Source organism: Sphingobacterium deserti, from assembly GCF_000757725.1.
Taxonomy (GTDB): Bacteria; Bacteroidota; Bacteroidia; order Sphingobacteriales; family Sphingobacteriaceae; genus Sphingobacterium; species Sphingobacterium deserti.
Genome location: NZ_JJMU01000023.1, coordinates 1 through 23,109, shown reverse-complemented (window position 1 = coordinate 23,109; position 23,109 = coordinate 1). Strand labels below are relative to the sequence as shown.

General features: G+C 42.1%; 23 protein-coding genes and 1 tRNA gene. 15 read left to right on the top strand and 9 right to left on the bottom strand.

All coding sequences use genetic code 11. The features are described from left to right. The first annotated feature begins 6 nt into the window (after positions 1-6). The 4 genes from DI53_RS07130 to DI53_RS07115 all read left to right on the top strand — a co-directional run bounded on the left by DI53_RS07130 (position 7) and on the right by DI53_RS07115 (position 4,978). Complete coding sequence (locus DI53_RS07130) at positions 7-1,254, top strand: ABC transporter permease (RefSeq protein WP_037497159.1); 1,248 nt, start codon at positions 7-9, stop codon at positions 1,252-1,254. A gap of 196 nt (positions 1,255-1,450) precedes the next feature. Beyond that, complete coding sequence (kbl, locus tag DI53_RS07125; protein ID WP_037497157.1) at positions 1,451-2,641, top strand: glycine C-acetyltransferase; 1,191 nt, start codon at positions 1,451-1,453, stop codon at positions 2,639-2,641. A 77-nt stretch (positions 2,642-2,718) separates the two neighbouring features. Beyond that, positions 2,719-4,524: a translational GTPase TypA gene (typA, locus tag DI53_RS07120; RefSeq protein ID WP_037497156.1), complete on the top strand. Its 1,806-nt coding sequence runs from the start codon at positions 2,719-2,721 to the stop codon at positions 4,522-4,524. 121 nt (positions 4,525-4,645) lie between these two features. Beyond that, entirely contained in the window at positions 4,646-4,978 is a 333-nt protein-coding gene (locus tag DI53_RS07115) for a Rieske (2Fe-2S) protein (protein WP_052072163.1), read from the top strand. 35 nt (positions 4,979-5,013) lie between these two features. Here DI53_RS07115 and DI53_RS07110 read toward each other — a convergent pair whose 3' ends face one another. Then, positions 5,014-5,766 (bottom strand): aspartate/glutamate racemase family protein, encoded by a 753-nt coding sequence (locus tag DI53_RS07110; RefSeq protein WP_037497155.1) that lies wholly within the window; start codon positions 5,764-5,766, stop codon positions 5,014-5,016. 183 nt (positions 5,767-5,949) lie between these two features. Here DI53_RS07110 and DI53_RS07105 point away from each other — a divergent pair, with 183 nt between their 5' ends. Beyond that, positions 5,950-8,067 carry a M3 family metallopeptidase gene (locus tag DI53_RS07105; protein WP_037497154.1) on the top strand — a complete coding sequence of 706 codons (2,118 nt, stop codon included), beginning with the start codon at positions 5,950-5,952 and terminating at the stop codon, positions 8,065-8,067. Positions 8,068-8,146: 79 nt separating this feature from the next. Here the strand turns inward: DI53_RS07105 and DI53_RS20270 are convergent, their stop codons facing one another. After that, positions 8,147-8,320, bottom strand: a complete 174-nt coding sequence (locus DI53_RS20270; protein ID WP_157836754.1) for a hypothetical protein — start codon at positions 8,318-8,320, stop codon at positions 8,147-8,149. Here DI53_RS20270 and DI53_RS07100 point away from each other — a divergent pair. After that, complete coding sequence (locus DI53_RS07100; RefSeq protein WP_037497153.1) at positions 8,319-8,642, top strand: hypothetical protein; 324 nt, start codon at positions 8,319-8,321, stop codon at positions 8,640-8,642. The genes DI53_RS20270 and DI53_RS07100 overlap by 2 nt on opposite strands. 122 nt (positions 8,643-8,764) lie before the next feature. Here the strand turns inward: DI53_RS07100 and DI53_RS07095 are convergent, their stop codons facing one another. Both DI53_RS07095 and truA read right to left on the bottom strand, forming a co-directional pair. Continuing rightward, entirely contained in the window at positions 8,765-10,528 is a 1,764-nt protein-coding gene (locus DI53_RS07095; RefSeq protein ID WP_037497152.1) for an ABC transporter ATP-binding protein, read from the bottom strand. Next, positions 10,525-11,277 carry a tRNA pseudouridine(38-40) synthase TruA gene (gene truA, locus DI53_RS07090; protein ID WP_241462390.1) on the bottom strand — a complete coding sequence of 251 codons (753 nt, stop codon included), beginning with the start codon at positions 11,275-11,277 and terminating at the stop codon, positions 10,525-10,527. The genes DI53_RS07095 and truA overlap by 4 nt, the downstream gene beginning before the upstream one ends. A gap of 189 nt (positions 11,278-11,466) precedes the next feature. Between truA and DI53_RS07085 the strand changes: the two genes are divergently transcribed. Both DI53_RS07085 and DI53_RS07080 read left to right on the top strand, forming a co-directional pair. Further along, entirely contained in the window at positions 11,467-11,940 is a 474-nt protein-coding gene (locus DI53_RS07085) for a DUF4293 domain-containing protein (RefSeq protein WP_037497150.1), read from the top strand. A 4-nt stretch (positions 11,941-11,944) separates the two neighbouring features. Then, positions 11,945-12,397 carry a hypothetical protein gene (locus DI53_RS07080; RefSeq protein ID WP_037497149.1) on the top strand — a complete coding sequence of 151 codons (453 nt, stop codon included), beginning with the start codon at positions 11,945-11,947 and terminating at the stop codon, positions 12,395-12,397. Between the two features lie 55 nt (positions 12,398-12,452). Here the strand turns inward: DI53_RS07080 and DI53_RS07075 are convergent, their stop codons facing one another. After that, entirely contained in the window at positions 12,453-12,992 is a 540-nt protein-coding gene (locus DI53_RS07075; RefSeq protein ID WP_037497148.1) for a tetratricopeptide repeat protein, read from the bottom strand. A 103-nt stretch (positions 12,993-13,095) separates the two neighbouring features. On the opposite strand from DI53_RS07075, the gene ung reads away from it, so the two are divergent. After that, positions 13,096-13,767 carry a uracil-DNA glycosylase gene (ung, locus tag DI53_RS07070; RefSeq protein ID WP_037497147.1) on the top strand — a complete coding sequence of 224 codons (672 nt, stop codon included), beginning with the start codon at positions 13,096-13,098 and terminating at the stop codon, positions 13,765-13,767. Here the strand turns inward: ung and DI53_RS07065 are convergent. After that, positions 13,764-14,843, bottom strand: a complete 1,080-nt coding sequence (locus DI53_RS07065; RefSeq protein WP_037497145.1) for a DUF6695 family protein — start codon at positions 14,841-14,843, stop codon at positions 13,764-13,766. The genes ung and DI53_RS07065 overlap by 4 nt on opposite strands. Before the next feature lie 11 nt (positions 14,844-14,854). Continuing rightward, positions 14,855-15,325 carry an Lrp/AsnC family transcriptional regulator gene (locus DI53_RS07060; protein ID WP_037497143.1) on the bottom strand — a complete coding sequence of 157 codons (471 nt, stop codon included), beginning with the start codon at positions 15,323-15,325 and terminating at the stop codon, positions 14,855-14,857. 333 nt (positions 15,326-15,658) lie between these two features. Between DI53_RS07060 and sufB the strand changes: the two genes are divergently transcribed. The 3 genes from sufB to sufD all read left to right on the top strand — a co-directional run bounded on the left by sufB (position 15,659) and on the right by sufD (position 19,296). After that, positions 15,659-17,110, top strand: coding sequence for a Fe-S cluster assembly protein SufB (sufB, locus tag DI53_RS07055; RefSeq protein WP_037497141.1), 1,452 nt, complete (start codon positions 15,659-15,661; stop codon positions 17,108-17,110). Positions 17,111-17,172: 62 nt separating this feature from the next. Next, positions 17,173-17,931: a Fe-S cluster assembly ATPase SufC gene (sufC, locus tag DI53_RS07050; protein ID WP_037497139.1), complete on the top strand. Its 759-nt coding sequence runs from the start codon at positions 17,173-17,175 to the stop codon at positions 17,929-17,931. Between the two features lie 48 nt (positions 17,932-17,979). Next, positions 17,980-19,296: a Fe-S cluster assembly protein SufD gene (gene sufD, locus DI53_RS07045; RefSeq protein ID WP_241462389.1), complete on the top strand. Its 1,317-nt coding sequence runs from the start codon at positions 17,980-17,982 to the stop codon at positions 19,294-19,296. Between the two features lie 148 nt (positions 19,297-19,444). On the opposite strand, the gene DI53_RS07040 is transcribed toward sufD, so the two are convergent. Beyond that, a tRNA-Gly gene (locus DI53_RS07040) sits at positions 19,445-19,517 on the bottom strand. 126 nt (positions 19,518-19,643) lie between these two features. Next, the gene (locus DI53_RS07035; RefSeq protein WP_037497135.1) at positions 19,644-21,185 is read right to left on the bottom strand and encodes an NAD(P)/FAD-dependent oxidoreductase; all 1,542 of its coding nucleotides are present in this window, start codon (positions 21,183-21,185) and stop codon (positions 19,644-19,646) included. Between the two features lie 154 nt (positions 21,186-21,339). Here DI53_RS07035 and DI53_RS07030 point away from each other — a divergent pair, with 154 nt between their 5' ends. The 3 genes from DI53_RS07030 to DI53_RS07020 form a co-directional block, all read left to right on the top strand. Then, a complete protein-coding gene (locus tag DI53_RS07030) occupies positions 21,340-21,918 on the top strand; it encodes a LemA family protein (RefSeq protein ID WP_037497133.1) in 579 nt (192 codons plus the stop codon). A 74-nt stretch (positions 21,919-21,992) separates the two neighbouring features. Next, positions 21,993-22,430, top strand: a complete 438-nt coding sequence (locus tag DI53_RS07025; RefSeq protein WP_037497132.1) for a TPM domain-containing protein — start codon at positions 21,993-21,995, stop codon at positions 22,428-22,430. After that, a partial coding sequence (locus DI53_RS07020; protein ID WP_037497130.1) for a TPM domain-containing protein occupies positions 22,430-23,109 on the top strand: 680 nt, incomplete at its 3' end. The genes DI53_RS07025 and DI53_RS07020, both read left to right, overlap by 1 nt.

Below are 23,109 nucleotides of genomic sequence, written 5' to 3'. Positions count from 1 at the left end.
CTTGCCATGTCGGTTAACATGTCTTATCGGGAGAATGTAAAGTTGGCCTTACAATCTATTGTAAGTAACAAGTTGCGTACATTTTTAACGGCGCTGATCATCGCCATCGGTATTATGGCATTAATCGGAGTGCTCACTTCCATCGATGCAATACAAAGCTCCCTTACCAACTCTTTCTCTTCCATGGGCTCTAATTCTTTCAATATACGAAACCGAGGCGTTAACGTTCGGATTGGAGATTCGGGGAGCCAAGCGAAAATCTTTCCAGCCATAACCTATCAAGACGCTTTGGATTTCAAACGTAATTTTGATTTTGGCGCATTGGTATCGCTTAATGCAAATGTTACATGGGGCGCCACCGCGAAATACCAAAATGAAAAAACCAATCCTAACATCGGTGTTTTAGGAACCGATGAAAACTATCTTCAAACGTCCGGCTACAAACTTGCGGATGGGCGTAATTTTACCACGCAAGATGTTGAAAATGCAGCGAGCGTGGTTATTATTGGCAAAGAGGTAAAAGATAAGTTGTTTAAAAACAATAAAAATCCGTTAGGGGAGTATATTTCGTTAGGCGGCGATCGGTTTACGGTGATTGGCGTTTTAGAGAGCAAAGGATCCAGCGCCGGCTTCGGATCTGACAAAGCCTGTTTCGTTCCCCTTTCTCGCGGTCGAGCGATGATGGCGCGCGGAAACCCATCTTTTATCATTACCGTAATGTCTAGCGATCCGTTTAAGATGGATGCAGCCGAAGGGGAAGCTGTAGCGACGTTCCGTAAAATACGGGGGTTAAATGCGAAGCAATCTAATGATTTTGAGATTGTTAAGTCAGATGCTGTAGCCCAAATTCTGATGCAAAATCTCAGCTATGTGACGATGGGAGCAATCATTATTGCGTTTATCACATTGGTTGGTGCATCAATAGGTTTAATGAATATTATGCTCGTATCCGTTACTGAGCGTACGCGGGAAATAGGCGTACGGAAGGCAATTGGCGCTACGCCAAATGTTATCCGTAAACAATTCTTAATGGAGGCCATTGTGATTTGTGTGTTAGGTGGGATCGCAGGCATTATATTAGGAATTACCATAGGCAATTTGTTGGCCTTGGCGCTGGGCGCCGATTTCATTATTCCTTGGCAATGGATGGGTTTAGGAATATCGGTGTGTATAATCGTCGGGATACTGTCCGGTTATTATCCAGCGTCAAAAGCATCAAAACTCGATCCCGTAGAAGCACTACGTTACGAATAAATTAAGTAATCCATTTCATGCCTTAGTTTTCAATTATAGCTTTATCTTCGCAGTCAGTTAGATCTAAGTCGCAACATTATAGGGTGTAGATTGCTGTGCGTTTTTTGAGTTATCACTTTTGACTTTGGAATTATCACTTTTGACTTTTTAATTTTGACTTCTAACTTTTGAATTATCACTTTTTAATTTGCTAAACATGTTTAAAACGTTAAAACCCGCATTGGAAAAGGAACTTGCCGCTATTAAAGAGGCTGGATTATATAAGGAAGAACGCGTTATCACTACGCCCCAGGGTGCTGATATTAAAGTGTCCACAGGCGAGGAAGTGATTAATTTTTGTGCCAATAACTATTTAGGCCTTTCATCGCATCCCAAGGTGATAGAGGCGGCAAAAAAAGCTATAGACAGCCATGGTTATGGCATGTCCTCGGTACGATTTATATGCGGTACACAAGATCTTCATAAAGCATTAGAGGCAAAAATTTCATCCTTCTTGGGTATGGAGGATACTATTCTTTATGCTGCCGCATTTGATGCCAATGGCGGCGTGTTCGAGCCCTTGTTTGGGGCGGAGGATGCGATTATATCGGATGAACTGAACCACGCCTCAATCATCGACGGTGTACGTTTATGTAAAGCGCAGCGCTTCCGTTATAAAAATTGCGATATGGCCGATTTGGAAGAACAACTAAAAGCGGCGGCTGACGCTCGGCATCGCATTATTGTAACCGATGGTGCCTTTTCGATGGATGGTTCTGTCGCGCCTTTGGATGAAATTTGCGATTTGGCCGATAAATATGAAGCTTTAGTAATGATCGATGAATCGCATTGTTCTGGTTTTATAGGGAAGACAGGTAGAGGTACCCATGAGTTGTTTGATGTGATCGATCGCGTAGATATCATAACCGGAACCTTGGGTAAGGCGCTGGGAGGTGCATCCGGGGGATTTACATCCGGGCGGAAGGAGATCATTGACATGTTACGCCAACGTTCGCGACCGTACCTATTCTCCAATACGCTGGCACCATCCATCGCCGGAGCTTCCATAGAAGTGTTGGATATGTTGAGTGAGACAACTTCCTTACGTGATAAACTGGAGGGCAATACACAGTACTTCCGGGAAAAGATGACTGCGGCAGGGTTTGACATCAAACCTGGATTTCATCCCATCGTCCCCGTCATGTTGTATGATGCGAAATTAGCGCAAGAATTTGCTGCTAAAATGTTAGAAGAAGGCATCTATGTGATCGGGTTTTATTATCCTGTTGTTCCTCAGGGAAAAGCGCGAATAAGGGTGCAAATATCTGCCGGGCATGAAATCGAACATCTTGATAAAGCCATAGCCGCATTTTCGAAAGTGGGTAAGGAATTAAACGTAATAAAATAATAATATAAAAAATAAAAATTTGAGGTGCAAAATAATTATCTTTGCACCTCGAATTTTTTATAATACAGTATCGCTCAATGCAAAACATCAGAAATATTGCGATTATCGCACACGTTGACCACGGTAAAACTACCCTCGTTGATAAGATTTTATATTTCACTAATCAATTCCGTGAGAACGAGAATGCTGGTGAACTAATTTTAGATAATAACGATTTGGAACGTGAGCGTGGAATCACTATCGTTTCCAAAAACGTATCGGTAAAATATAAGGATGTCAAGATCAATATTATTGACACGCCTGGTCACGCCGATTTCGGTGGTGAGGTAGAGCGCGTGTTAAAAATGGCTGATGGTGTTGTACTTTTGGTTGACGCTTTTGAAGGTCCGATGCCGCAAACACGTTTTGTAACAGGTAAAGCACTTGGTTTAGGTATCAAGCCTATCGTTGTCGTCAATAAAGTCGATAAAGAGAACTGTCGTCCAGATGAGGTCTATGAGAACGTTTTTGACTTGTTCTTCAACTTAGGGGCGACAGAAGAGCAATTGGATTTCCCGGTATTATACGGTTCATCTAAACAAGGATGGATGTCTACCGACTGGAAAAAGCCAACGACAGACTTCACAGATCTATTGGACGCTATCTTGGAACACATTCCAGCACCACAAGTGTCTGAGGGTACGTTGCAAATGCAAGTTACTTCATTAGACTACTCAACATTTGTTGGTCGTATTGCTATCGGCCGTATTGCACGTGGGGTTATCAAAGAAAACCAACCTGTTTCATTGGTAAAACGTGATGGGAAAATTGTAAAGTCACGTGTGAAGGAATTGCAAGTGTTCGAAGGTTTGGGCCGTATAAAAGTTTCAGAGGTTCATGCAGGTGATATCTGTGCTGTTGTTGGTATCGAAGGTTTTGAAATCGGTGATACCATTGCCGATTTTGAGAACCCTGAACAACTAGAGGTGATGCATATTGATGAGCCAACAATGAATATGTTGTTCACCATCAACAACTCACCATTCTTTGGTAAAGAAGGTAAATTTGTAACATCCCGCCACATATACGATCGTTTACAAAAAGAGTTAGAGAAAAACCTTGCCCTGCGTGTAGTCCCTACGGAGTCTCCAGACGCTTGGTTGGTTTACGGCCGTGGTATCCTTCACTTGTCGGTATTGATCGAAACAATGCGCCGCGAAGGTTATGAACTACAGGTGGGTCAGCCACAAGTAATTGTCAAAGAGATTGACGGTGTAAAATGCGAGCCAATAGAAGAATTGGTGGTAGACGTACCGGGTGATGTATCTGGTAAAGTGATCGAGTTGGTTACGCAGCGTAAGGGCGAACTATTGATCATGGAATCGAAAGGCGAAATGCAACACTTAGAGTTTTCTATCCCTTCACGTGGTATTATCGGATTACGGAATAATGTGTTGACAGCTACCGCCGGTGAAGCTGTAATGGCCCACCGTTTGAAAGGCTATGAGCCATGGAAAGGGACGATCCCAGGCCGTTTAGCAGGTGTATTGATTTCTTTGGATACAGGATCTACTACAGCGTACTCTATCGATAAATTGCAAGATCGTGGTCGCTTCTTCGTGGATCCAGGTGTGGATATTTATGAAGGACAGATCTTAGGGGAGCATATCCGCGACAACGATTTAACGATCAATATCACTAAAGGGAAGCAATTGACAAATATGCGTGCGTCTGGTTCAGATGATAACACGCGTATCGCACCGGCAATTAAATTCTCTTTGGAAGAATGTATGGAATACATTCAAGCAGATGAATACATCGAGGTTACTCCGCAATCTATGCGTTTGCGTAAGATTTACCTTTCTGAAGGTGATCGTAAAATTAACGCGAAAAAATTCCAGTAATCTATAGCGCCTATTTAGGTTTTAGACAAATCTAATTAAACGCTAAAAAATATAAAATTGAAAGGAGCTTCAGTTGTCTGAGGCTCCTTTTACTTTTGGTGCCAGTTTTCTATCTTTAAAGATGGATAGGTTGGAATGGCATGTTATTGTTCCTCCAAAAAAGGAGGGAGAAATTTTAAAAATCAAGGTAGGCAGCAAAACTCTTTGCTTGTTGTTGTCACAAGGTCAAATTTACGCCACAGCGGCACGCTGCCCACACGCTGGCGCGGATCTGTCGCAGGGTTGGTGCGAAGAACAGAAGCTGGTGTGCCCTTATCACAGGCATCGTTTTGATTTCAAGTCAGGTAAAGGAGATGTTGGACAAAATAACTTTGTGCAGGTTTATCCTACCAAACAAGAGCAAGGGTCATGGTATGTAGGCATTAAAAAAAATTGGTGGAGTACGTTATTTTAATACATCCACAGCAAACAAAGTTCTTAAAACCTATATCATATAGATAATCCCCGTAGTTTGTTGAGCGCAAATTCCCGAATAAGCGCGCGAGCAAGAATTCTATTCGGGTCGATAAGCGGCAGTCCATCGCTTTCTTTCTCATGTAATGCAAGATTGAATTCCGTGCCACCCATAATAATCGATTGCGCTCCCGCTTTTTTCAAATCTGTTATTGCATTGATAATTTCTTGTCGGGCGCGGTTACTCACCGGCGACGATACCGCTCTAATACCGTAGGTAGGATCAGCAATTGCTGCTTCAATCCTGGCTTGCAGCTCTTCATCCGGTTCTATAGCTTGCAAATCATGCTTGGAAAGACTATTCCGATACAAACCGCTGTTCTTTGTGACAGCTGTAGCTAAAATGCCAACAGAAGAAACGCCTCCTTCGTGCTGGATAAACTGCGCTGTTTCTTCTACCAAGTGAAGTAAGCGAACACGGCTACCGGCCTTGACCAGCTCCTCTTCGACAACTTCGAAGATACGCGGGGCGTGCGCTGCATGGCAGGGCATCGCTACGACTGTAGCTCCCTCCTTTTCAAGCTCCAAAATACTATTTGCTATCGCGTACGCTGGATTTTCAGCAACCTTCCCTAATAGATATTCTGCCCTATCAACAATAAGTTGCGGCTGCGAATGCAGCAATACAGGGAGATGATCCTGCTCTGTCTCCGTCAGTGTCTCTTCAATAATTTTTGTTGCGATGTCAAGTGCAGCAAGCGGACCGACACCTCCTACTATTCCAATCATATCTTTTTTCTTTAATTTTCTAGCATGCTATCAGGTAACAATCCTGTTTCTGTAATATTCAAAAATGAAGCCAAGTTACTGCTTGATAGGGAGTACACAGCTTGGTTCCTGAGAGATTCTCCTTGATTTTTGTATTTACCAGCCTTGAATTATTATCTTTGTTCCGAAATTTAAATAGAAGTAATGAGTAAAAACAAATTCTTACCCCTTTGCTTGGTCATTGCAGCGGTTGTAGTAGGCTGTCAAGATCAAAACACATCGCAACAAACAGATAATCCATTACTACTCAACTACGATACACCATTTCAAGTTCCGCCATTTGATAAAATCAAGGATGAGCACTTTCGTCCGGCATTCAAAGCAGCTATTGCACAACATAATTTAGAAATCGACTCCATCATCAATAATAATGAAGAGCCTACTTTCAATAATACAATCCTAGCACTTGAAAATGCGGGAAGTTTATTGTCTAGTGTGCGTACGGTGTTTGGTAACTTGAATAGTGCCAATACCAATGACTCTATACAGGCTATCGACAAAGATATGGCGCCAATACTTTCGGCCCACTCTGATGAAATATCTTTAAATGAAAAGCTTTTTGCAAAGGTAAAAGCGGTATACGAAAAGCGGACAGCACTTAACTTAGACGCCGAGGATTCCAAATTGCTTGAAGAAACCTATAAAGGCTTTATTCGCTCAGGAGCAAACCTTACATCGGAAAACAAAGAGAAACTCAAAAAGATAAACGCGCAACTTTCTGTTTTAACAACCGAATTCGGACAAAACCTTTTAACGGAAAGTAACGCCTTTGAATTGGTTATTGATAAAGAGGAAGATCTTGCAGGTCTCCCCAAGGGATTGATTTCTGCAGCCGCCGATGAAGCGAAAGCGAAAGGCAAAGAAGGAAAATGGGTATTTACATTACAGAATCCCTCGGTGATGCCGTTCTTACAATATGCCGATAACCGAGATTTACGCAAGAACATTTGGGAAGCGTACCAGAAAAGAGGCAATAACGATAACAAAAATGATAATAAAAAGGTGCTGGTGGAAATTGCCAACCTACGTCAAAACAAGGCTAAGTTATTGGGCTACTCCTCGCATGCGGCGTATGTTTTAGAAGAGTCAATGGCTGAAAACCCAACTAATGTATATGCCTTGTTAAACAAAATATGGGCACCGGCATTGGAAAAAGCGAAGGCAGAAGCATTTGACATACAGCAGGAAATTGCACTGGCAAAGGATACGTTTACCGTTGCACCCTACGATTGGCGCTATTATCAGGAAAAAATCCGCATGTCTCGTTTTGCATTGGATGAAGCCCAGATTAAACCTTATTTTAGTCTGCCGTCTGTACTTGAAGGAGCTTTCGCAACAGCAAATAAATTATACGGTTTGACATTCATTGCATTGAACAATGTGCCAACATACCACAGCGATGTGAAAGTTTTCGAAGTAAAAGATAACGATGGCTCGCACCTTGGACTGCTCTACGCAGACTTTTTCCCAAGAGAATCCAAGAGAGGCGGAGCCTGGATGACATCCTACCGCCCACAAGGTAGAAAAGATGGCAAACGTGTTGCACCTGTAATTTCTATCGTATGTAACTTTACAAAACCCGTAGGCGATGATCCAGCGTTGCTTACATTTGATGAGGCAACGACATTATTCCACGAATTTGGCCACGCACTTCACGGACTGTTATCTAACGTGAAATACAAAAGTTTAGCAGGTACGTCCGTTCCTCGTGATTTTGTAGAATTGCCTTCGCAGATCATGGAAAACTGGGCTGCAGATCCGGAGGTGTTAAAGTCATACGCGAAACATTACAAAACGAAAGAAGCTATTCCAGATTCGTTAATTGCGAAAATGGAAAAAGCAGGCACCTTTGATCAAGGCTTTGCTACGGTAGAATATCTGGCAGCATCCCTTTTAGACCTAACCTATCACGCAGCCACAAGCCCTATTCCTGCCGATGTTAATGCTTTTGAAACAGCAGCAATGAAAAAAATTGGCTTGATTGACGCAATTATTCCTCGGTATAGAAGTACCTATTTTCAGCATATATTCGCTGGCGGATATTCATCGGGTTACTACGCATACATCTGGTCGGAAGTGTTAGATTCCGATGCATTTGCTGCATTCAAAGAGAAATCGCTTTATGATGCTGGAACTGCCGCTTCATTCCGAAGAAATATTTTGGAACGCGGAGGAACGGGCAATCCTGCAGAGATGTATCGTACATTCCGGGGTGCTGATCCAAATCCGGTATACTTAATGAAAAAGCGAGGATTAAATTAACGCCTTACAAGCACAACTTGTCCACATAAAAAGATCGGAAATTTTTTCCGATCTTTTGTTTTTAGATTGCTCCCTATCCCTATTTTCCCGTTTGCGCCATAGCTAAATATGCAAACGAATCCCCACATCCCCCTGTTTTCTCACCTGAAATGTTTGGCATCATCGGAATAGCAGGGCTTTTATAAAAAGTTCTTAAAAAAGAATTTGCTATTTCTCTATCATTATTTATATTTGTTCTAAATAAAAATAACATGTGTCAATCCATTATACTTAGCAAAAACGGAACAACAACAGTGAGCTACTGCCAGCATTGCGGAAATTGTTACATCTGGCACCAGACGTTTTTGTTAACGTTTGATGCACAACAATACAGTTGCTTCTGGAATGTGATCAAAGAGAAAATGGGTGTTGAAGAATTTTTCCGGTTCCCCGATGGAATCGCCCGAATCGTATTGAATACACCTGTTCGGGAGATTATATTCACCTTTACACATGAAGAATGGATAGACTTTACGAAATCGATGAATGAGGGATTTTATATGCGACAAATCCATGAGATGATCCATCCTAACTAAGATATCAAGTCCTAGTAGCCTGTCATCGTTCCTCAAAAAATAGGTTAACTAGGCACAAATTAAAACAGCTCCATCACAAATCTTGTGCAATAAAGGCGACAAATAAGTGATGGGGCTGTTAGCTATATACTGAGCGAATTAAACTGCAGCTCATACAATTTTTTGTAATAGCCATCTATTGCCAGCAATTCACTGTGCGTGCCGATTTCCTTTATTTCTCCTTTATCAAAGACAATAATCTTATCCGCTTTTTGAATGGTTGATAGGCGATGGGCAATCACGATTGCGGTACGTCCTTGCATCATATTATCGATAGCTGTTTGTATCAAAATCTCCGTTTCTGTATCAATGGAGGAGGTTGCTTCATCCAAAATCAAAATAGTCGGGTTATGCACCAAAGCCCGTATGAATGATATCAATTGCGCTTGGCCTGATGATAGTGTTGCGCCACGCTCCTGAACTTGGTAGTCAAAACCTCCAGGCAATCGCATGATAAAAGAATAGGCTCCCACTTTCTTGGCAGCATGGATGACTTCTTCGCGCGTGATGGCTGGATTATGCAATGTGATATTGTTGAAGATACTATCGGCAAATAGAAAAACATCCTGCAAAACTGTTGCAATATGATTTCGCAAATGACTCAGTTCGTATTCCCGTATATCTGTTCCATCTAGTCGGATAGTACCCTTCTGTATTTCGTAAAAGCGACTGAGAATATTGATTGTAGAAGATTTTCCCGCGCCCGTTGCACCTACTAGAGCAAGCGTTTCGCCAGGCTTAACACTGAAATTAACATCCTTTAAAACCCATTTTTCATCATTGTATGCAAACCACACATGTTCGAAATCTATTCTTCCATCTACATGCTCAGCGGTATGCGTGCCTGTATTTGGGGTGAAAGCATCCGTGTCCAATACTTCAAAAATACGTTCAGCGGACACCATACCCATTTGTAACGTATTAAATTTGTCAATAAGCTCCCGAATGGGCCTAAAGATCATATTGATATACATCAGGAATGCCACCACGACACCTGGTGATATAGCATTTGCTAAAATCTGCTTCGATCCATACCAGACCAAAAGACCCGTGGCAATAGCCAAGATAATCTCCAATACCGGGAAGAAGATAGAAAAATACCAATTGGCGCGGATGTGCGCATCACGATGTTTCTGATTGATGTTATCAAACTTCCGCATCTCCTGATTTTCACGGGCGAAATATTGGATGATAGCCATACCACTTATATGTTCCTGCAGGAAGGTGTTTAAATTGGAAACCCATGTTCTAACGTCGACGAATGCAGACTTCATCGATTCTTTGAAAATATAAGTTGCCCATACCATAAGTGGCATAGGAATAAGTACAATTAGTGTTAAGCTCCAGTCCGTATAAAGCATCACGCCCAATATGACAACCAGCTGAAGCAAGTCGCCAATGATTTGTATCAATCCCTGAGAAAAGATATTGGATATCGTTTCCAGATCGGATATTGTACGTGTAATAAGCTTGCCCAGTGGTGTGTTATCAAAATATTTTAGCCGTAGGTTGGTGATGTGGTTAAACACCTGTATACGAATATCGCGAATAACATTTTGACCAAGCACGTTCGTTGCTAATGTATGGTAATAACGAATGACTGTTTGACCGATAAGTAAAGCCATCATAGCGATTAACATCATTGTCAACCCGGATGAATCTGACTTTAAAATGTAGTTATCCAGCGTGTATTCAATAAGTAGGGGCAGCGCCGGAGCTACAGCCGCTAATAATACGGTCAAAACAACGGATGCCCAAAAGATGCCTCGGTAGGGACGCATATAGTAAGCCATTCTTTTTAATAGCTTACTGTCGTAAGTTTTGCCAGATATTTTTTGTTCGCTCAATGTTCGTTTATATAAGGATAAATTACTTTTGTTAGGTAAAGGCCATGGGCCGGAACGGATGTGCCCGCTTTTGACCGATCTTTACTGTTGATAACGTCAACAATAGACGCCGCCGGTTTGTTTTTTAGCCCGATATCAAGTAGCGTGCCCACTATGGCCCGTACCATATTGCGAAGAAAGCGATCGGCGCTTATATGGAAAACCAACTGCCCCCGCTCAAAAACCCATTCTGCTCGCGTTATTGTACAGATATTGGTGAAAACCTGTGTATTACTTTTTGAAAAACAGCCAAAATCCTTTGTTCCAAGCAAGTGCTTCGCCGCGTCGTTCATTTTTGATACATCTGGTAATTCGCGCAGCTGCCACGATTTGTTTAACAGAAAAGGATCTTTACCAAAATGGATATGATATTCATAAGATCGCGCTATGGCATCAAATCGTGCATGCGCATCCTTGTGTACCGCAAGTAAGCGATGCGCGGCAATGTCTGTAGGCAACAAGGAATTTAGCGCATGCAGAAAACGAATTTCATCCTTGATTAGGTCTTCTTCTACATCAAAGTGCAAATAAAGTTGTTTCGCATGCACGCCGGTATCAGTCCTGCCTGCACCTACAGTCTCAACCGTTGTGCGCAAAATCTTATTCAACGCTTCATTAAGCTTTTGCTGTACAGAAATCGCGTTGTCTTGAACCTGCCACCCGTGATAGTTCGTGCCATCATAAACCACCTCCAGAAAAAAACGTTGCATGCTACTTTCCACGGTGCAAATGTAGCTAAAAGTCCCTTATGCTGCTCTGGTTAAAATACAATCTAACAATTCCATTACCCAGCAGCGCGATGTCGATAGCGGCTAACAAAATTAAAGCGGCCATCGCGCAATCAAATTGGATTTTTTAATGTTTATAGTATATTTGTTGTGCTGTTTTAAAATAAGATTATGATTCAACGTATTCAAACCCTATGGTTATTGGCCGCTTCGATCACATTACTGGGACTGTTCGTCTTTCCTTATGTTAGCTTTATTGATTTGGTAGGACTTGGGAAGCAGATTTTTGTGACAGGGACATATTCGTCATTAAATAATGAGATGAGCCGCGAGAGTAGTTCGATCTTTCAGGCCATTTTAGCAGGTATAGTTGCCGCGCTGCCCTTAGTTACTGTTTTTCTATTTAGAAATAGAAAGAAGCAAATTTTATTCGTTGGAATAGCCATCGCGTTGATCGTACTTTTAGGCGTGTGGATGTTTTTCTCAGCAAGCAGTGTTTTAGACACCATTTCCCAACGAATTCAGGCAGGAAATATTGGGGTGGGCTTCTTCTTGCTGCCGGTAGCTATTATTTTTTTAGCAATGGCCATTGGCGGTATCCGTCAGGACGAAAAATTGATTAAATCTGCAGATCGTTTGAGATAAAACTATGAAGGTATTACAGTGGTACATACTCCCAGTTTTCTTTCTGTTTGGATGCCAATTGTTCGCCCAGGAAACTGAGGGAAATAAGGTGTCAGATGACATCCAAATCGACGTAAAAAGCGTAAACCTTAATGCCGAAACGGATACATTGACGGTAGAATTATTTTTAATCTCTTATCAAATGGATCAACGTGAATTTAAGCTGAACACCTACGCCACGCAAGTGCTTGACGAGAAAGGAGAACAGCATCTATATACTTTAATGAAAATGGGTCGGGTAACAATCAATATCGCCGATAAGCAAAATTATCTGCACTATTTGTTCGAAGAAAACGTGCCAGTACCGTTGACTATAAAGTATGCAGATTGGACAGGTGAGAAACCGAAAAAGCTGCTTCTTGTATTTGAAGATAGCGGGGAAGACGGGAAATTTATAACGCAAGAGGTGGAGCTGTAGCTCCACCTCTTGTATGTATTAGCATAAGGACATAGCAACCTGCTTGCCACCTTCTTTATCGCGAATAACGAAACTGTTGTTTGTCCATCATCGACATTTGATCTTTCATCATTTTGATTTGATCTGCTAGCAACTTATTTTTATCTGCCTTCTTAGCTTCTGCAAGTAATTTTTCTGCTTCTCGCTTATTACGCTTCGCCATAGCTACACCCGCAAGACTAAGTTTTGCCAACGCAATATTATGATCCATATGTAAGCCAAGAGTAAGCGCTTTTTTGAAAAACTTCTCGGATTGTAATGGGGCACGCTGTGACTCAATAATTCCTAACAGCATGTGGTAGTAACCGTGTTGCGCAGAAATTAGTTGCTTTTCATAATTTGTGATTCGTTTTAACCAGGCTTCCGCCTTTGGCATATTTTCCTTACGCAAAAACCACTGCGCGAGCAGCATGTTTTCATTAAAAAATACCGTGACCCAAGCCAGTATAGTGAATAAAATGCCTAAGATACCTAAGCCCCAATGTCCAAACCAAAAGAGTACTACTGTCCCGATGAGCAGCAAACTGCTAAGGATTATTCGAACTATATTCGACATATTGATGTTTCTTTAAAGATGAATTTAGCCACAAATATCCGGTTATTTTAGAGCTTATACAACTCGTTTAGCTTATAAAATTGTAAAATTGTACATTTGTTGTATGTCAGAACGTTATCATCCGAGCTGGGAGCCTATCTTGAAACCGTTGCTAAAGCAAGACTTTATGCGAACATTGTCCATGTTTGTTCAGCAGGAACGGAAGAACTCGCTGGTTTTTCCTCCGGAAAACTTAGTTTTTAATGCATTTAAGCTTACAGCCTTTGAAGATGTCAAGGTCGTTATTCTCGGACAGGATCCTTACCACAACGACGGTCAGGCGCATGGGCTGTCTTTCTCTGTTCCGAAGGGAATCATGTTACCTCCATCATTGCGAAATATTTATGCAGAGCTTGCTACGGATATTCCCGGCTTCGCAATCCCGACATCGGGCGATCTCACCGCATGGGCAAAGCAAGGTGTACTGCTGCTAAATGCTACACTGACTGTACGTGCTCATCAAGCTGCATCACACCAAAAGAAAGGTTGGGAGGAATTTACAGATCAAATTATCCATGCGGTATCCCAAAAATTAGACAATGTGGTCTTTATCCTTTGGGGAAGCTATGCTCAGAAGAAAGCCGTTTTAATAGACGCCAAGCGGCATTTAATTTTAAAATCGGTGCACCCTTCGCCGCTATCCGTCTACCGCGGGTTCTTCGGGAGCAAGCACTTTTCCAAAGCCAATGAATACTTAGCCGCAGCGTCCAAACCAACAATTAACTGGCAGGTTTAAGCGTACCGTTCTTTCAAACCTTTGTATTGAAAGTCTGTTATGTCAAGCTTTTGGATATGGTTTATACGAATCTTACGACCCAGTTGCTTGATGTGTGTGAATAATAGATGACTATCGTAAGTAACTTCAAAAGATTCCGCTAGGTTGATGGGCTCCATCGGTTCCCCCAAAACCACGTATTCCAGATCGCCCTTCGACGTAAACCGTTTAATAATCACTTTATCTTCGGTAGTAGCATGCACGCAAAACCAAGCTCCATCCCCCACGCCGCCCAAATATTGCGCATCTTTAGGCACGCTGATTGGTTTTGACGGGAAATGCATGTAACCGATAATCAAGTCATTTGGTAAGCAAGAAGCCTTTTTGCGGTTGACATTATCGCCTAGCTTTCTAAGAAGAAAAGCAAAAGATTGCCAACGATTCATCTTAAAATGTTTTAAGCCTTGCTCCAGTGTAAACGAATAAATCATCCTATTAGAAACGGCATTTACCACATTGCTTATCGGGCTCGCTTTAATTGTTTCCGGAAAGTTTATGCTATGATTCCAACGGTATTTTTGAGACGCTTTCATGAGCATACGCGTGATAAAACGGGAGCAGTTGTTGTTATTTTTTGCTACTGCGCCATAAGGGTAAGTTCCCTGGTGAACGCAATCATCACCATAAGCTTTGGCTAATTCGAAGTTTATACCATCTGCGATAGAGAAGTAAAGAATCCCTTCGCCATACATCGCATTTTTTAACTCCTCAAAATGAACAATGATCTCTTCAAGATTTTCTATATCCTCCCCGTCAAAAGTCGCCCTAAATTTAATTTCTAAACGTGGGTCTGAAAATTTTGAACGAGCGCGACCGTAACCGCGGGGCGTTATATAGCGTCCAAAATCATAAAAAAGCATTTCTCCCGTATCTCGTTTAAGGATGACAATACCTGTGTGGCCAACTTTAAAATTCAAGTTTTTGACAATGCCTACTTTTTTGAAAAACATCATCCATTTTTCGTCACCTCTTATTGTCGCATCAGGCCATGTCAGAATCAAAGCCAAATCGTTATATTCCATTTGGTTAAATCGCATCAATTCTTAATTTAATATGCTAGAGGCACAATAGGTTCTTTTTTACTTGTCGACATGATCATCATTGTTTGAAACGTTTTTACGAAAGGGATTTTTGAAATTTTTTCCATGATCACCGTTTCGTATGCTTTTATATCTTTCACGTAAACCTTAAGAATGAAATCACAATTTCCCGTCACATGATGACACTCGGTAACTTCGGGAATCAGCTTTACCGCCTCTACAAATTCGGGTATGGCATTTTGGGTGTGGAAATCCAACGATATCTGAATAAAAGATTTTATGCCCAGCCCCAATTTCTCTTCATCAACAAATGCATGATAACTTTTGATAAAGCCAGAATTCTCGAGTTTACGCACGCGCTCCAATGTAGGCGCAGGCGATAATCCAATGTTCGAAGCTAGCTGTAAATTTGTTATCCTGCCGTTCTCTTGTAATAACTTCAAGATTTTTAGATCAGTTTTATCCGGTTGGTAAGGCATTTTTCGTATCTACTTAAATCGAATATTTAATTTTACAATCTGTAAATATACGAAATTTTATTTTGATTGAAAGTGCGCTATCTTCCATGATGCCCATAGATAAAATTTATGTTAATATAAGATTGCTATAATGTAAGATTATCTGAAATCATGGGAATGTAAAAAAGCATTTTATTGGATAGGAGATCATACAGTTAGAAAGAGACTAATATCATTTTTTTTGCTGATATGGCTTATTTATGGCAGAGCGCGATACCGTTAATTGTATATTAAATCGTATCTTTGTAGTCCAAAATAAGGTAGGAATCGCCGATTAAAAAAAGGGGAAGAGAAATGAGTACCAAAGACGACGAATTACTAAAAGAGTTAGAACTCGAAGAATATAAATACGGTTTTACGACCGATATAGAAATGGAAATTGCTCCTAAGGGGCTCAATGAAGATACAATACGTTTAATTTCCGGAAAAAAAAATGAGCCTGAATGGTTGTTGGAATGGCGCCTAAAAGCGTTTCGCCATTTTTTAACCATGAAGATGCCAGCTTGGCAAAACTTTAAAAATCCAGAAGTGGATTTTCAGGAGCTTTCTTACTACGCCGCGCCAAAAGCGAAGAAGCAGTTGGAGAGCATGGACGAAGTGGATCCGGAATTATTGGCTACATTCGAAAAGCTAGGCATCCCTTTGGATGAGCAAAAGATCTTGGCTGGTGTCGTAGCGGTGGATGCTGTATTCGATTCGGTTTCCGTCAAAACAACGTTTCGTGAAAAGCTTAAAGAACAAGGGGTCATCTTCTGTTCGTTCGGCGAAGCTGTTCAGGAGTATCCGGAACTTATAAAAAAATATTTGGGAACTGTTGTTCCTCAAACGGATAACATCTATGCAGCATTAAATTCTGCTGTTTTCTCCGATGGATCCTTTGTGTATATTCCTAAAGGAGTGCGCTGTCCGATGGAGCTTTCTACCTATTTCCGAATCAATGCACAAAATACAGGGCAGTTCGAACGCACGTTAATCGTTGCCGATGAAGGGTCTTACGTATCCTATTTGGAAGGATGTACAGCGCCCATGCGGGATGAAAATCAATTGCATGCTGCCGTGGTGGAATTGATAGCCGAGCGCGATGCAGAAATCAAATATTCTACGGTGCAAAACTGGTACCCTGGGGATAAAGATGGAAAAGGGGGGATCTATAATTTTGTAACCAAGCGCGGTATATGCAAGGGCGATAACGCCAAAATATCTTGGACACAAGTGGAGACAGGTTCTGCGATAACTTGGAAATACCCAGGAGTGATTTTGAAAGGTGATAATTCCGTCGGTGAGTTCTATTCCGTAGCGATGACACGCAACAAGCAAGTGGCAGATACGGGAACTAAAATGATACACCTAGGGAAAAACACTCGGTCAAAGATCGTCTCCAAGGGAATCTCGGCAGGATTAAGCCACAACAGCTACCGCGGTTTGGTAAAAATAGGGCCAAATGCAGATAGAGCGCGAAACTTCACGCAGTGCGACTCGCTGCTGATCGGTGATCGCTGTGGAGCACATACGTTTCCATATATAGAAAACAAAAACCGGACGGCGAAACTGGAGCATGAAGCCACCACATCAAAAATCGGTGAAGACCAGGTTTTCTACTTGAATCAACGTGGAATCGATTCTGAGAAAGCCGTAGGTTTGATCGTGAACGGTTACGCGAAAGAAGTCTTAAACCAGTTACCGATGGAATTCGCCGTCGAAGCGCAAAAGCTTTTAGCGATATCCTTAGAGGGATCAGTAGGTTAAATTTTAATAATTAACGAGGAGGCGTCGGCTGTCGACGTCGTTCGTAAGCAATACAGAATAGAATGTTATCAATCAATAATTTGCACGCGTCTATAGAGGACAAACAAATATTAAAGGGATTAAATTTAGAAGTTAAAGCAGGAGAAGTTCATGCAATAATGGGACCGAACGGTGCCGGCAAAAGCACATTAGGAAATGTATTAGCCGGTCGTGATTCTTACGAAGTAACCGAAGGTACTGCATTATTGGATGGCATTGATCTTCTAGATTTATCACCAGAAGATCGTGCACGTGAAGGTCTTTTTCTAGCCTTTCAATATCCTGTGGAAATTCCGGGAGTCTCAAATATCAATTTCTTAAAAACTGCAGTAAACGATATCCGCGAGTATAAAGGTTTGCCTCCGATGGAAGCAAAAGAATTTTTACAAACCGTAAAAGACAAACAAAAGTTGGTGGAATTTTCTGCAAACTTGGCTAATCGCTCTTTAAATGAAGGGTTCTCTGGCGGTGAGAAAAAGCGGAACGAAATCTTCCAGCTAGCTATGCTTAACCCTAAGTTATCGATTTTGGATGAGACCGATTCGGGATTGGACATTGATGCTTTACGTATAGTGGCGAACGGCGTAAACCAATTACGGTCTAAGGATAACGCTTTTGTTGTCATAACACACTATCAACGGCTTTTGGATTATATCGTTCCTGATTTCGTACATGTGCTTTATAATGGTCGCATTGTGAAAACTGGACCCAAAGAGCTTGCATTGGAATTGGAAGAAAAAGGATACGATTGGTTAAAAGAATACGATACGCAAACCGCATAACAAAATTTATCTATGGATAACTTTAGTAGCGGATTGATAAAAAATAGCATGAGTACATTAGTTGCAGATTCATTATATCCACAGTTGGTTTCTTCGTTTCAAGAGATTGCAAACGCACAAGAGCCCGCTGAACTTGTTTCATTGCGGCAGGTCGCCTTTGATCGTTTTCAAAAGGAAGGCTTCCCGACTGTAAAGAACGAAGAGTGGAAATACACAAATTTACATAGCCTCATTAGTACAGCTTACGTACTGGATACCGAGGCTGAGATACCTAACGACATCAATATTAGCAAAGCGGTGATCCCAGAGCTTGAGGCTTACCGAATAGTGTTGGTGAACGGTCAATTTTCCCCAGCCTTATCAACCTTGGATGAAGAAACAGGGCTGGTCGTTAAAACGATAGCAGACGCGCATGGCGAAGTGAATTTTCAAAAGCATTACGCGCAGCATGCAGATAAGTCAGATAATATATTTGTTCAGTTAAGTACGGCTTTGCAACATGCGGGATTATATATTTCCGTATCAAAGAATAAAGTTGTTGCTAAGCCTGTGCACATCATACATGTTGCAGCAGGGGATACAGACTTTTTCTCGCAAACTCGTAACCTCATTGTACTGGAAGAAAACGCAGAAATTGAAGTTGTCGAGTCTTTCATAACGAACAATGGCGCGGCTAAAAACCTGAATACAAAAGTTACGGAAATCGTGTTGCAGGAAAATGCGAAGATGCAGCATTATTATCTTCAGGTATCAGAAAGTAGTAGTAATTATATTCATCATACGGAAGTCTATCAAGAGCAACATAGCCTTTACAATAATTACAATTGCAATTTACCGGGAGCCTCGTTTATACGGCATAACATCAATGTGAGATTAGACGCAGAAAATGTAGAATCGCACTTGTATGGTGTCAATTTAACATCAGGTAAGCAGTTTGTCGATAATCATACTATTGTAGACCATATGAAGCCGCATTGCGAATCTTACGAGTGGTATAAAAATATTCCGCAAGATGAGTCAACGGCGGTATTCAACGGGAAAATCTTTGTTCGCGAAGACGCGCAAAAAACAAATGCATTCCAACAAAATAACAATATGTTGATTGGCGATAAATCCACGGTTTACACCAAGCCGCAATTGGAGATTTTTGCCGATGATGTAAAGTGTTCGCACGGTTGTACGATGGGGCAGTTTGATGATGAGGCCTTGTTCTATCTTCGTGCAAGAGGAATTGGGGAAGAGTCTGCACGCATTTTATTGGTGCACGCCTTTGCCTTCGATGTCACATCGCGTTTCTCAAACCCGACGGTTAGAAGTTATGTGGAAAATTTAGTCGCTGCAGGTCTCGAGGCCAAGGCAAGTTAATTTACACCTTACATTTGATAATAGTAAAAGCGTTCGGATATCCCGAACGCTTTTTGTATGTAATCTAAAATATGATCCCAGATGTCTATATTTTCAAGCGATCAACATAGATCATAAAAAAAGCCCTCCATTAGGAGGGCTTAATGTGAGCGAAAGACGAGATTCGAACTCGCGACCCCAACCTTGGCAAGGTTGTGCTCTACCAACTGAGCTACTTTCGCTGATTGTGGTACAAAGGTACCAATTTACTGAATATGTGTCAACAGGTTTTTAAAATTAATTTGTACCCTCGGAAGGACTATATGCGGAGTATTCAAAAAGTTCCGGCGTACAATATTAATTTGGCTTTAAATCCTAATCGCATCCACACAATTTATCCCGTCAATAGCCGCGGATACAATACCGCCGGCATAACCCGCACCTTCACCACATGGATACAAACCGGCAACTTCTGGATGTTGAAGGTTATCTTTATCACGAGGTATACGCACAGGTGATGAGGTTCTCGATTCTACTCCCACAAGAACAGCCTGGTTGGTATAGTACCCTTTCATTTTCTTTCCGAATATCGGAAGAGCGCCTCGTAATGCTTCGTGAACAAATGGCGGAAGGATCTCGCTCAAGTCAGCACTTTTGGTTCCCGGTTTGTAGGAGTTATCCGGTAAGTCGTTAGAAAGCCGGTTTTGTACAAAGTCAACCATGCGTTGCGCTGGAGCGACTAGCTGCCCGCCGCCGGCGCGAAAGGCCCGCTGCTCTATATCGTGTTGAAACTCCAACAGCGCGAAAGGATTTGTATCTGCGTGCGGCACATCTTCTAAGTTTACCTGAATTACCGTGCCTGAATTAGCGTGTGGATTGTTTCGTTTGGAGGGCGACCAACCGTTAACGACAATTTCCTCATGCGCTGTAGCGCAGGGCGCTATGATACCTCCCGGGCACATGCAAAAAGAGAATACACCGCGGTTATTAACCTGCTCGACCAAGCTGTAGTAAGCTGGCGGAAGGTTTTCATGTCGTGTAGAACAATGGTACTGTGCGCGGTCAATAATGTCCTGCGGGTGTTCGATACGAACCCCTAATGCGAATGGTTTAGCTTCTACCAACCAACTCTTGCGTCGGAATAGATGAAATATATCGCGAGCAGAATGTCCGGTCGCGAGGATGACATGATCGGAAAGTATCCTATCCCCTTGGCTTGTCTGCACCCCTTTGACTTTTCCGAATGCTTCCAGAATATCATCAACCCGACAGTCAAATCTGATCTCTCCGCCATGCTCAAGAATCGTATGGCGCATATCTTCAATAATATGAGGGAGCTTGTTTGTGCCGATATGCGGACGCGCATCTACAAGGATATCTTCTGTGGCGCCGTGCTTTACAAAAATTTGTAATACCTTCTGTACATCGCCCCGCTTATTAGACCGCGTATAAAGCTTCCCGTCTGAATATGTACCGGCTCCACCTTCTCCAAAGCAATAGTTCGATTCGGGGTTAACGACGCCTTCCCGATTTATAAGGGCTAAATCCCGCCGCCGATCCTTTACAGATTTCCCTCGTTCCAAAACAATGGGTTTTAGTCCCCTCTCCAGACAACGATATGCTGCAAACAAACCTGCCGGCCCCGCACCGATGATAATCACGGACGGCGCATCGTGCACTTTTTTTATATCGGAAGCTAGGATAGTAGGTGCCGTGTCCTCGTCAATAAAAAATACCACACGCAACCGGTAACGAACTTGACGACCGCGGGCGTCGATTGATCGCTTTATAATGTGGTGCCCTTTTATACGACTCTTCTCGATATTCAGCTTCTTACTAGCCATATCAAGGAGGTAGTTGTTGTCGTGAATGTGCTCGGGCGCTAACGCTATTTCAATTTCTTTTTGCATATAGGTGGGCTGGGTTTTTATCCCAAAACCCTGCAAAGTTAAGCATTGTCTGTCAAAATGCCCTCTTTCTTAAGCTTGGTATGCGCTTTGTTTAATACTTTTTACTATTGAACATTTTTGTTATTTTTATAAAAAATAGATTAAAATTTTGCACATGAAAAGATTACTCATTGTTTTTGTTGGACTGTTCACCGCTCTTTCTTTCAGCTCTTGTGGTTATAACACGATGGTTTCGAAAGATGAAAACGTGAAGGGGAAATGGGCGCAAGTAGAAAATGCCTATCAACGTCGCGCAGATCTTATCCCTAACTTAGTTGCTACTGTAAAAGGGGCAGCGCAGCATGAGGAAGGAACCTTAACCGCGGTTGTTGAGGCTCGCGCCAAAGCGACATCTGTAAACGTAGATCCGTCAAATCTTTCTGATGAGGCAATAGCAGGCTTCCAGCAAACACAGGACGCGTTGTCTCAATCTATAGGCAGATTGCTGGTTAGCGTAGAGGCCTATCCTGACCTTAAGGCCAACGCAAACTTCCAAGAACTGCAGGTGCAACTAGAGGGCACAGAGAACCGGATATCGGTGGAGCGCAAAGCTTTTAATGATGCCGTACAGGATTACAATACCACAGTACGTAGCTTCCCGAACAACATCATGGCAGGTATATTCGGTTTCAAAGCAAAAGGAACATTCAAGGCGACAGAAGGATCGGATAAGGCACCAACCGTAGCGTTTTAATAAGATACATACATAAGATGAGCGGCGTTGGCTTATTCATTGCTAACGCCGTTTCAGCCATTTTTTGTTGAAAGATGACGGATATATTCACAACTAGCGAACAAGAACGTATCGTACAAGCCATTAGTGTGGCAGAAAGTAAAACCTCAGGTGAAATTCGCTTGGTGGTAGATCAGAAGTTGGCTGGGGCGTCGGCGATAGAAGGCGCTATCTATTACTTTCGGAAATTGGATATGGACAAAACAGTTCTTAAAAATGGCGTGTTAATCTATTTGGCCGTTGATGATCATGCCTTTGCAATCATCGGTGATAGTGGAATCAATACAAAGGTAGGCGATGACTTTTGGAATGAAACGAAAGAGCAAATGGCCACATTCTTTAAAGCAGGTAGTTTAGCAGATGGACTGGTTGCCGGCATTCACCATGCTGGAGAACAGCTACAGCGGTTTTTTCCTAGTCGTCCAGATGATGTCAACGAACTTCCTGATGATATTTATTTTGGAAAAAATTAATGCATGTACTAAGAGATTTATTACCGAATAAAAAGAAGCTCGTTTTCTTTTACTTGGCATCGTGGCTATCTGTACTTTTTTTAAAGGCTCAAGATCTGCCAGCTGCTCCAGATCATTTGGTTACGGACTATACTGGCACACTGCGTGCTGATGAGGTGCAAGCGCTGGAAAACAAACTATTAGCCTTTGAAGATAGTACATCTACTCAAATAGCGGTGGTATTGATAAAAACGACAGGCGGCTACGAAATAGCTGACTATGCGGTTCGATTGGCTAAGAAGTGGGGCGTTGGTACAAAAAAAAGCGATAATGGCATTGTGCTACTCGCGGCGCTCGAAGATCGAGCCGTAACTATTCAGACAGGATATGGGCTGGAGGGAGCAATACCAGATGTGATAACTTATAGGATTATAAAGAACGAAATTACGCCCTATTTTCGGCAACAGAATTACTACGAAGGCTTAAATCGGGCAACCGATGCGATAATTTCCTATACAAAAGGAGAGTATAAAGCCGATCCTAGAAAGAATAACCGCAAGGATGAGGGGGGCGGCATTCCCTTTGTAGTTATTATCATAGTGGTCCTTATTATCATATCCATTATTTCAAAAAACGGTGGTGGGGGCAATCGTGGCGGAAGGGTGCTTACCGGACGTGGCGCCTCAGACCTATTTTGGTG

Bases quoted from the DNA above. Each gene is read 5' to 3' on its own strand.
- DI53_RS07130 (WP_037497159.1), top strand. From the start codon at position 7: ATGTCGGTTAACATGTCTTATCGGGAGAATGTAAAGTTGGCCTTACAA.
- kbl (WP_037497157.1), top strand. From the start codon at position 1,451: ATGTTTAAAACGTTAAAACCCGCATTGGAAAAGGAACTTGCCGCTATT.
- typA (WP_037497156.1), top strand. From the start codon at position 2,719: ATGCAAAACATCAGAAATATTGCGATTATCGCACACGTTGACCACGGT.
- DI53_RS07115 (WP_052072163.1), top strand. From the start codon at position 4,646: ATGGATAGGTTGGAATGGCATGTTATTGTTCCTCCAAAAAAGGAGGGA.
- DI53_RS07110 (WP_037497155.1), bottom strand. From the start codon at position 5,766: ATGATTGGAATAGTAGGAGGTGTCGGTCCGCTTGCTGCACTTGACATC.
- DI53_RS07105 (WP_037497154.1), top strand. From the start codon at position 5,950: ATGAGTAAAAACAAATTCTTACCCCTTTGCTTGGTCATTGCAGCGGTT.
- DI53_RS07100 (WP_037497153.1), top strand. From the start codon at position 8,319: ATGTGTCAATCCATTATACTTAGCAAAAACGGAACAACAACAGTGAGC.
- DI53_RS20270 (WP_157836754.1), bottom strand. From the start codon at position 8,320: ATGTTATTTTTATTTAGAACAAATATAAATAATGATAGAGAAATAGCA.
- truA (WP_241462390.1), bottom strand. From the start codon at position 11,277: ATGCAACGTTTTTTTCTGGAGGTGGTTTATGATGGCACGAACTATCAC.
- DI53_RS07085 (WP_037497150.1), top strand. From the start codon at position 11,467: ATGATTCAACGTATTCAAACCCTATGGTTATTGGCCGCTTCGATCACA.
- DI53_RS07080 (WP_037497149.1), top strand. From the start codon at position 11,945: ATGAAGGTATTACAGTGGTACATACTCCCAGTTTTCTTTCTGTTTGGA.
- DI53_RS07075 (WP_037497148.1), bottom strand. From the start codon at position 12,992: ATGTCGAATATAGTTCGAATAATCCTTAGCAGTTTGCTGCTCATCGGG.
- ung (WP_037497147.1), top strand. From the start codon at position 13,096: ATGTCAGAACGTTATCATCCGAGCTGGGAGCCTATCTTGAAACCGTTG.
- DI53_RS07065 (WP_037497145.1), bottom strand. From the start codon at position 14,843: ATGCGATTTAACCAAATGGAATATAACGATTTGGCTTTGATTCTGACA.
- DI53_RS07060 (WP_037497143.1), bottom strand. From the start codon at position 15,325: ATGCCTTACCAACCGGATAAAACTGATCTAAAAATCTTGAAGTTATTA.
- sufB (WP_037497141.1), top strand. From the start codon at position 15,659: ATGAGTACCAAAGACGACGAATTACTAAAAGAGTTAGAACTCGAAGAA.
- sufC (WP_037497139.1), top strand. From the start codon at position 17,173: ATGTTATCAATCAATAATTTGCACGCGTCTATAGAGGACAAACAAATA.
- sufD (WP_241462389.1), top strand. From the start codon at position 17,980: ATGAGTACATTAGTTGCAGATTCATTATATCCACAGTTGGTTTCTTCG.
- DI53_RS07035 (WP_037497135.1), bottom strand. From the start codon at position 21,185: ATGCAAAAAGAAATTGAAATAGCGTTAGCGCCCGAGCACATTCACGAC.
- DI53_RS07030 (WP_037497133.1), top strand. From the start codon at position 21,340: ATGAAAAGATTACTCATTGTTTTTGTTGGACTGTTCACCGCTCTTTCT.
- DI53_RS07025 (WP_037497132.1), top strand. From the start codon at position 21,993: ATGACGGATATATTCACAACTAGCGAACAAGAACGTATCGTACAAGCC.